At 58.4% G+C, this 8,251-nt stretch carries 7 protein-coding genes; 4 read left to right on the plus strand and 3 right to left on the minus strand.

Annotated elements, in window-relative coordinates:
• Positions 1-116 precede the first annotated feature (116 nt).
• Positions 117-338 carry a DUF4158 domain-containing protein gene (locus IQ241_RS20105; protein ID WP_193910671.1) on the plus strand — a complete coding sequence of 74 codons (222 nt, stop codon included), beginning with the start codon at positions 117-119 and terminating at the stop codon, positions 336-338.
• A 296-nt stretch (positions 339-634) separates the two neighbouring features.
• On the opposite strand, the gene IQ241_RS20110 is transcribed toward IQ241_RS20105, so the two are convergent.
• Positions 635-775: a hypothetical protein gene (locus IQ241_RS20110; RefSeq protein WP_193910673.1), complete on the minus strand. Its 141-nt coding sequence runs from the start codon at positions 773-775 to the stop codon at positions 635-637.
• A gap of 242 nt (positions 776-1,017) precedes the next feature.
• Between IQ241_RS20110 and IQ241_RS20115 the strand changes: the two genes are divergently transcribed.
• A complete protein-coding gene (locus IQ241_RS20115; RefSeq protein ID WP_193910675.1) occupies positions 1,018-1,560 on the plus strand; it encodes an HlyD family secretion protein in 543 nt (180 codons plus the stop codon).
• A 157-nt stretch (positions 1,561-1,717) separates the two neighbouring features.
• Here the strand turns inward: IQ241_RS20115 and sbcC are convergent, their stop codons facing one another.
• Complete coding sequence (sbcC, locus tag IQ241_RS20120) at positions 1,718-4,723, minus strand: exonuclease subunit SbcC (protein ID WP_193910677.1); 3,006 nt, start codon at positions 4,721-4,723, stop codon at positions 1,718-1,720.
• 299 nt (positions 4,724-5,022) lie between these two features.
• Between sbcC and IQ241_RS20125 the strand changes: the two genes are divergently transcribed.
• Positions 5,023-5,208, plus strand: coding sequence for a hypothetical protein (locus tag IQ241_RS20125; RefSeq protein ID WP_228021892.1), 186 nt, complete (start codon positions 5,023-5,025; stop codon positions 5,206-5,208).
• Between the two features lie 85 nt (positions 5,209-5,293).
• Here IQ241_RS20125 and IQ241_RS20130 read toward each other — a convergent pair whose 3' ends face one another.
• A complete protein-coding gene (locus IQ241_RS20130) occupies positions 5,294-6,037 on the minus strand; it encodes an EcsC family protein (RefSeq protein WP_193910679.1) in 744 nt (247 codons plus the stop codon).
• A gap of 384 nt (positions 6,038-6,421) precedes the next feature.
• Here IQ241_RS20130 and leuA point away from each other — a divergent pair, with 384 nt between their 5' ends.
• Entirely contained in the window at positions 6,422-8,161 is a 1,740-nt protein-coding gene (gene leuA, locus IQ241_RS20135) for a 2-isopropylmalate synthase (RefSeq protein ID WP_193910681.1), read from the plus strand.
• The last annotated feature ends 90 nt before the right edge of the window (positions 8,162-8,251 follow it).

The following is an 8,251-nucleotide window of genomic DNA, read 5'->3' on the forward strand; positions in this document are numbered from 1 at the left end:
TTCCAGAGACCGATTTTTCCAGCTTCAGTTTTGGCAATAGTCGTTTAAACATAAGTTCAGCTTATTGTTAATCAGGGTGATCTACGCTCCAAAGCAGACGAGCCTGAGGAGCCCCTATGAGGCGCAAGTGGTCAGCTATAGAACTGATGGAATCGTGGACACTGGAGCCCGGCGAACGAACCCTGGTGCTCCAAAAGCGCAGCGTCAACCGACTGGGGTTTGCCCTGCTGTTGAAGTTTTTCCAGCGAGAGGGGCGCTTTCCAGTCCAGAAGAACGAAATCCCGCACTGTGCTCAAATCTTTGTTGCCGAGCAGCTTGAGCTACCTATCAGCCATTAAGTACCTGAACAATGAAAATTACAAAATATTCTGCTAATGTCAACGACACGTCAGGGGCTATGGCTTTTCTGTTGTGTAATTAATTTCGACTAACTACTTACCAGGACTACGACTGGCAAGGTCGTGCCATCAGGTACCACCGGCCCAGGGTAAGCGCAAGAAAATCGTATCCAAAGTATGCATTGGCTTTTGGGCGCTGCAGACGTGGCTAGAAGCCCCAGTTTTTCGTACTCGCCTTTCTCAATAGCTTTACCCTGTTGACATAGGCGCGGCCATTTTTCTCAATAAGGCAGTCTTTATTGATTCTTGCGCTTACCCTGGATTTGGGGTAACCCTACCATCACCGCGACCGGCACGGCCCAGACTCGCCGATGCTCCCGGCGATGATGCCCCGATTCCACCTGATGATGGCTGTGGTCTAGACCAACAAAGTCCATCGCCTCGGCCTGCTCTCAGCTGAAGAAGAATTGATGAGCTATCAGCAGCTATTAGAGCAGGGTGCGATCGCTCAGCTAGAGCTAGCCCAAAAGCAAGCCGCTGTAGAATCCAGCTAGATAAGCTGACAGCAGCCCTAAATCCAACGAACGCCGACGTTACGGTCGCTCAAGAAAAAATTGATCAGATCCGCGCTTAAGCGGCTGTTGCTGTTTCTCAGTTTAGGCAAAGGCAGTCCCAGCTTATGCAGCAGCGCTCGGAAATGAATGAGACTTTGAATAGTAACGCTCAAAAACTTGAACAGGTTACAAAAGACCTTATGCGCACAGAACTAAAAGCACCAACTGCTGGAACCATTCAGGCACTGAGTTTGCGTAACACCAACCAAGTTATCCGACCTGGCGAAACGGTTGCTAAAATTTTCCCAGATGGTGCTGAGCTGAAGGTACAGGCACTCGTGCCTGGCAAAGAAATCAGCAAAGTGAGCGTAGATCAGCCTGTTAAAATGCGAATTTCGGCCTGTCCATTCTCGCAGTTTGGCACGTTGCCTGGCGTTGTTCGTACCATTTCACCCGACGCTAACTCTACACCAGAGAATGAAAATAATGGTCTAGTAGGAGATACTTTCTATAACGTCATGGTTGAGCCTCAAAGGTTAACTTTGAAAGCAGGCGACAAAGAATGTCCTATTCGGTCAGGTATAGAGGGACGTGCCGAGATCATCGCTCGTGAAGAAACGATCTTCGACTTCATATTACGTAAATCCAGTTTGGTAATAAATCGTTGAGAATTTGATAGTCAGGCGACCCCACCCTTGAGCAGGTAGTCGTTATTGTGGAACTCTGCCACTTTCCAGCTGAAGGGTATGCAGGCGGAGCGAGAGCTACTACAAGAGCTGCTACAACAGAACGCTTGGGTTGAGGCCGAGCGCTGCCGCTGGCGGCCTAGCCCGAAATCTCAATCTGTGAACCTGTGGCCGTTTTGCAGACGTCAATCCGAGTTTGAAAGGCCTCGCGGAAGTGGGGCATATGGGTAATGGTAAGAATGCAGGCAAAGTCAGACGCAATCGCGTTAATGGCGGCGACTAGGCGATCGCAGCCCGCCTGGTCCTGGGTGCCAAAGCCCTCGTCGATAATGAGCATTTGCAGCGCCGTGCCGGAGCGCTGGGCCAGCAGTCGGGCCAGCGCCAGCCGGATGGCAAAATTTACCCGAAAGGCTTCGCCGCCGGAGTAGGTTTCATAGGCCCTTGTTCCTTGAGGGTCGGCGATTAGGATATCTAACGTATCAATTAGCTTATGGCGGCTGCGCCCGGCCCGCTGAGTGACAAACTGGACATGCAGCTGGTGGGCGCTGAGCCGTCCCAAAATCTGGTTGGCCACCGCCTCCAGCTGCGGCAGCAGGTTTTCGATCATCAGCGCCTGGATGCCGTTAGGGCCAAAGGCGTCGGCCAGCGACTGGTAGACCTGCTGCTGTCGCCGGGCCTGCTGGAGGGTCTGCTGCTGCTGATCCAGCTGAGCCTGAAGCTGCTCGAACTGGGCCAGCTGCTGCTGAAGCCGTCCCAGCTGGGCCAGCTGCTGCTCACGTTTGGCTTGATCGGTCTGCCGTTGGGCTTCCAGCTGGGTCAAAGCGGTCTGCGGGTCTGGGTTAGCGTCTAGCTGTTGCTGAAGCTGAGCGACCCGAGCGGTTACGTCAGCCTGAGCCTGCTGTCGCTGGCCGAGGCGTCTGTCGAGCTCATCTAGCCGCTGATGGAGGCCGGGCTGCTGCTGCTGGGCCTGCGCTAATGCCTGATGACTTGCCTGCCAGACCCTAGCCTGGTCTAGCGCTAAGCGTAGCTGCTGATGCTGTTCTAAGTCGTAGTCGAGGGCGGCAATTTGAGCTTCGACAGCGGCGAGCTGCTGCTGCAGGGGATGGCTAGCAAACCCGTCGAGCTGGGCCTGGATCTGCGCCAGCTGCTGCTCCAGAGCGGTACGCTGGGCCTGGAGCTGGGCCAGCCGCCGCTCGGCCTGCTGGAGGCTGGCCTGCTTCACCTCGGCCCAGCGCAGCCGATCGACCTGCGATCGCGCCAGAGCATGGTCGCGGTCGTCGTAAGGCAGCTGCTCTAACTGCTGCTCAAGCTGGCCTAGCTCGGCCTGGAGGTCTTCAGCATAGCGGTTGTCGGCTAGGCACTGGGTGAGCTGCTGGCGCTCTGTAGTCAGCTCATGCAGGCGGCTTTGCAGGTCGCTGACGGTGTCGAGCCGGGCCTGCAGCTGGCCGCGCTGCTGCAAGACCGGCGCATATTTTGCCAGCTCGGTCTCCAGCTCTCGATATTCTCGCCGCAGCACCTGGATTTCTCGCTCCGAGGTGGTCAGCTGCTCGCGAATCACCCAGAGCCGGTCTTGGATTTCGCTACGCTCCTGCCGGTGACGCAGCAGCAGCCGGTCCCAGCGCGGCGGGTCGAGCGGCTGGTCGCACAGCGGGCAGCAGGCTTCCGGGGCTGAGAGCAGCTGAATTTTTTGATCGAGCTGGGCCATCTGGGCTTCGTAGTTGCGCTGATCGGCCTGCAAGCGTTCCATGAAGCCGCGCCGCTCGCTGCCCTTCTGGCGGACGTCTTCTTGGTAGCTGCGGCGCTGCTCCAGGTAGTCAATCCGGTGGGTCACTTCAACCGCCGCCTGAATCAGCTCGGGCTGCTGGGTCTGCTGGGCCTGGAGCCGCTGCTGGGCCTGCTGAATCGCCTCTAGGCGGGCGCTGAGGCTGGCTTCCGCCCGCTCGATCTGGGCCTGGAGCTGCCGCTGCCGCTGTCGCAGGGGCGCTACCCGCAGCTGCCGCTGGTCGAGGTCGCGCAGCCGGGTGCGGGCTGCCTGCAGCTGGCTGAGATGCTCCTGAATCGTCTGGCGCTGGCTGAGGATCTGCTGCTGCTCCTGCTCGGCGGCGTCCAGGTCGGCCAGCCGCTGCCGGGCCGCCTGCCCGTCGGCCTGAAGCTGGCTGAGGACGGCAGCCGTTTGCTGCTGGAGGCGCGATCGCTCGGCTTGGGCGGGCTGATAGGTCTGAAACTTCAGCCCCTGCTGGGCGGCTTCGGCCTGGAGCTGCTGGAATTGCTGATAGCCTGTGCCAATCGCCTCGGCCTGGTCTAGCAGATGCTGCATTTGCAGCATCTGCTGCTGGATCTGGACTCGATCGTCGGACACGCGCTGGACGCTGGCCTCTAATGGTCCTAGCTGCTGCTGTTCTAACGCCAGCTGCTGCTGCCAGCCCTGCCGCTGCTGCTGCTGGTGGCGCAGCTGGCTGAGCTGCTGCTGCTGGTCTTGAGCCGTCGTTTCGGCCGCGGCGAGCTCGGCTTCCAGGGCGGTGTGGGCCACGGCGATCGCGGTGCGCTGCTGGAGCTGAGCGGTTAGACCGGCTACGGCGGTTTCGAGCAGCTGTACCTGAGCCCTAGCGTCGCGGGCCTGTTCGCGGGCCTGTTCGCCCAGCCGATCGTAGTGGTCGAGCTTGAGCAGGTCAGCCAGCACCTGCTTGCGATCGCGCGGTCGCTTCAGCATAAATTCGTCAGCCCGGCCCTGGCGCAGGTAGGCCGAGTTGACGAAGGTGTCGTAGTCAATTTTCAGATGCTGCAAAATCTGCTGCTGGGTGGCCCGCATCCCCCGCTGGGTCAGCACCCGAAATCCATCCCCAGCCTCGACCTGGAATTCCAGCGTGCTGCCCTGATTGCGCCGCCGCGATCGCAGCACCCGATAGGTCTGAGCGCTGTGGGTAAAGACAAAGTCCACCGTCGCTTCGACTTGGCCCTGGTAGACGATGTCATCTTCTGCCGCTACCCGACTCTGGCCCCAGACGGCCCAGGCGATCGCCTCTAATAAGGAGGACTTCCCCGCCCCGTTTGGTCCGCAGATACAGGCGACATGCAGCCCGCTAAAGTCGAGCGTCAGGTCTCGATAGCTCAAAAAATTCCGAATCGTCAGCCGCTTGGGAATCATTCGGACGCAGTGCAGGCCGGGCCAAGGTTTTGCACCCTCTAGGATAGCAGTACAGACGATCTTAAGTACATCTGATCGTGAATTGAGCGCGATCGCACCCTCAATGACAGGGCCGCCGTAGTGGTTGAAGGGACTCGTTGCGTCCCGCAGATTCGCAATATCCTTGACCAGCTAGCAGCAGCGGGGCTGTTTCCGGTGTTTATCAGCCTCTACCGTTGGCCATGGCAAACAGCATCTGGCGACCTTTTTACTAACGCTGAACCTGTTGGCATTCTGTTTCATACAATTTTCATACAATCTTGCATCTAGCCGATGAGCGCTATCAACAGATGCGTCAGCAGCGCGGCACTCGCAAAGGCTTCTTTCAAGATATCCTGGCGCTCACCAAGTACTTATGGTTCGAGAGCTGGGCAGCGCTGATTGACTTCATGCTCGATGAGAAGAATCGGTTTCGGCTCATTTGGGACAGCAGAGTGCGAGATTAGGTAAAGAGACTCACTAATCTGCTGGGTACCCGCACAGTGAGCAACTTCATCGATTCTAAAAAAGTGCCTCCCAAAAAGCAGCTTGCTAAGCATTCAGCTTTTCTAACTTAGTCTCATAGAAACGACAGGCCCCGACGCCCAGGGTGTAGATGATTCCGGCATTGCTCGATGCGCCGACGACGGCCCCGACGATGGGCAGCAGCTCGACTGCGCTCAGGCCCGTTTTGAGCGCGCCGGAGGTGCCCAGGGAAAGGCCAAAAATGGTTAGTGCCTCGCCGTTGCGAGCCGGATCGTTCACGTCAAAACCGTAGGCAGCGGCAATCCGGTAGAGCATTTCTGCCTGGATTTTGGAAACGGCGGCGATGTCTACCGCGAACAGGCCCAGCGCCACCGGTGGAATGATGTTTGTTGCCAGGCCAATGCCCCCAGCGCGGACGGTGGAATCGACCACAAGCCGATGAGCTAGCTGGTCAGGGGCCTCCAGCGGATGCTTGGCCCGCAGCGCCTCTACTTCGGTGCGGGCTTTATTCGTATCGACTTTGCCCAGCGCATTGATCAGCCAGCTCAGGCCAGGAACTTTAGCGATGTAGTCTACGGCGGGGTTCTTGGCGATCGGGTCAATCGTGCGGCCCACCGTCTCCGTCGTCTGCGACAGCACATCATGGGCTGAATCGTTAACCACCTTCCCGGCTTTGGTGGCATGGCCCACCGCCGCGCTAGCCGTATTTTTGAAAATCTGGATGCCGAACGTTCTGATTACGTTGCTGACCTGATCAGCTGTCGCCAGCGCTTCTTCAAAGGAGGGCAGCGGCGCTTTCTGAATGCTCATAGGTTTAATCAGAACGGATAGAAAAAGTGGATAGCTTGAAGTGTATACAATCTAGGGCTGATTGGCTTCTGTCCAGCGGCTGAAGCTTTCATTCCTTCAGTCCTTGACGTCGCTTTTCCAGCGGGCTAAGATTTGGCTCAGCGCATATTGTGAACCCATGTTGGCAGCTCAGCAGCGATCTCACCGTCTCCTACCCCAGTCTCTGCTTGGGCTAGGGCTGCTGCTGCCCTTGGGGCATTAATATTCTTCAAATCGCCTCAGGCAACAAGCTTTTCAATCCTTTAAATATTTCTGTTCTAGCTGATTCATCCTGTTTGGAATTCAGCCAGTCCAGCCGGGCCGAATTCGATTGGCCCGCCCATTCTTCATTGCGAGTAATCCATCATGTTGACCCATCCAGAAACCAAATATCAGCCCTTTCAGCCGATTCATTTGCCCGACCGCCGCTGGCCCAGCCAGACGATTACCCAGCCGCCAGTCTGGCTCAGTACCGATCTGCGCGACGGCAACCAGGCACTAATCGAGCCGATGGACCTGGCCCGCAAGCTGCGGCTGTTCCAAACCCTGGTCGAGGTCGGCCTGAAGGAAATTGAGATCGGCTTCCCCGCCGCGTCACAGACCGAGTTTGGCTTTATCCGCCACCTGATTGAGCAGCGCCTGATTCCCGATGACGTGACCCTCCAGGTGCTGACGCCCGCCCGCGAGCCGCTGATTCGCCGCACCTTTGAGTCGCTGCAGGGGGCAGAACGGGCGATTGTGCATGTCTACAATGCAACGGCTCCGGTATTTCGGCAGGTCGTCTTCGGGCTAGATCAAGCGGGCACCGTCCAGCTCGCGACCTCAGCCGCCCAGCTGATTAAGGATCTGGCTGCTGAGCAGCCCCAGACCCACTGGCGGTTTGAATATTCGCCCGAGGTCTTCACTTCAACCGAGCTGCCCTTTGCCCGGGATATCTGCAATGCCGTACTCGACATCTGGCAGCCCAGCCCCGACCGCAAAGCCGTGATCAACCTGCCCGCCAGCGTCGAAGTCGCCACCCCCAACGTCTTTGCCGACCAGGTGGAATGGATGCACCGGCAGCTGAACTGGCGCGATCGCGTCGTCCTCAGCGTCCACCCCCACAACGATCGTGGCTGCGGCATCGCGGCGGCAGAGCTGGGGCAGATGGCCGGAGCCGACCGGGTGGAGGGCTGCCTATTTGGCAATGGCGAACGCACCGGCAACGTAGACCTGGTCATTCTGGCGATGAATCTCTACACCCAGGGCATCCATCCCGGGCTCGACTTTTCCCAGATCGATCGGGTGGCCCAGGTGGTGAAAGACTGCACCCAGCTGCCAATCCATCCCCGCCATCCCTACGCCGGTGACCTGGTCTTTACCGCTTTTTCAGGGTCACACCAGGACGCGATCAGGAAAGGATTCGCGGCCAGACAGCCGGAAGACCGCTGGAACGTTCCCTACCTGCCGATGGACCCCGCCGACGTGGGCCGCAGCTATGAGTCAGTCGTCCGGGTCAATAGCCAGTCGGGCAAGGGCGGCATTGCCTTTTTGCTAGAGCAGGACTACGGCGTAGTCCTGCCGCGACGGTTACAAATAGAATTTAGTCAGGTGGTACAGCGGGTGATGGACGCCAGCGGTCGGGAGGTGAGCGCGGCAGAAATCTGGCAGATCTTCCAAACCGAATATGTCCAAGCCACCGAGCCGCTCGCCTATGACTGGCATAAAACTGTGCGGGCCGAGGATCGCGCCCAAACCGAAGTCCTCACCGCTCAGATCAAGGTGCAGGGCCAGCCGATCCGCCTCCAGGGGCAGGGCAATGGACCGATTGATGCCTTTATTGACGGATTGGCAGGGCTGGATTTAGACATTCGCATCCGCCATTATGAAGAGCGATCGCTCACTTACGGCAGCTGGGCCAGCGCGATCGCGATCGTCGAAATCACCAGCGACCCAGTCGAAGGCTCCCTCCACGGCGTCGGCATCCACGAAAACATCGTCACTGCCTCGCTAATGGCCGTCCTCAGCGCCGTCAATCGGCTGCTCAAGCAGCTCAGCCCCGAAGCCGCTACCCGGTTCCTCAAGCGCCTGACCACTCAGCCCTTAACCATTCCCATTACTCAATAACCTCGCTACGCGGGCAGGGAGACCCGGCCCCTACACATTACTCCTAACGCCTACGGCGACGCTTCGCGAACACCCCCTACCCATTCACCC

Source organism: Vasconcelosia minhoensis LEGE 07310 (assembly GCF_015207255.1).
Classification (GTDB): domain Bacteria; phylum Cyanobacteriota; class Cyanobacteriia; order Phormidesmidales; family Phormidesmidaceae; genus Vasconcelosia; species Vasconcelosia minhoensis.

Bases quoted from the DNA above. Each gene is read 5' to 3' on its own strand.
- IQ241_RS20105 (WP_193910671.1), top strand. From the start codon at position 117: ATGAGGCGCAAGTGGTCAGCTATAGAACTGATGGAATCGTGGACACTG.
- IQ241_RS20110 (WP_193910673.1), bottom strand. From the start codon at position 775: ATGGACTTTGTTGGTCTAGACCACAGCCATCATCAGGTGGAATCGGGG.
- IQ241_RS20115 (WP_193910675.1), top strand. From the start codon at position 1,018: ATGCAGCAGCGCTCGGAAATGAATGAGACTTTGAATAGTAACGCTCAA.
- sbcC (WP_193910677.1), bottom strand. From the start codon at position 4,723: ATGATTCCCAAGCGGCTGACGATTCGGAATTTTTTGAGCTATCGAGAC.
- IQ241_RS20130 (WP_193910679.1), bottom strand. From the start codon at position 6,037: ATGAGCATTCAGAAAGCGCCGCTGCCCTCCTTTGAAGAAGCGCTGGCG.
- leuA (WP_193910681.1), top strand. From the start codon at position 6,422: ATGTTGACCCATCCAGAAACCAAATATCAGCCCTTTCAGCCGATTCAT.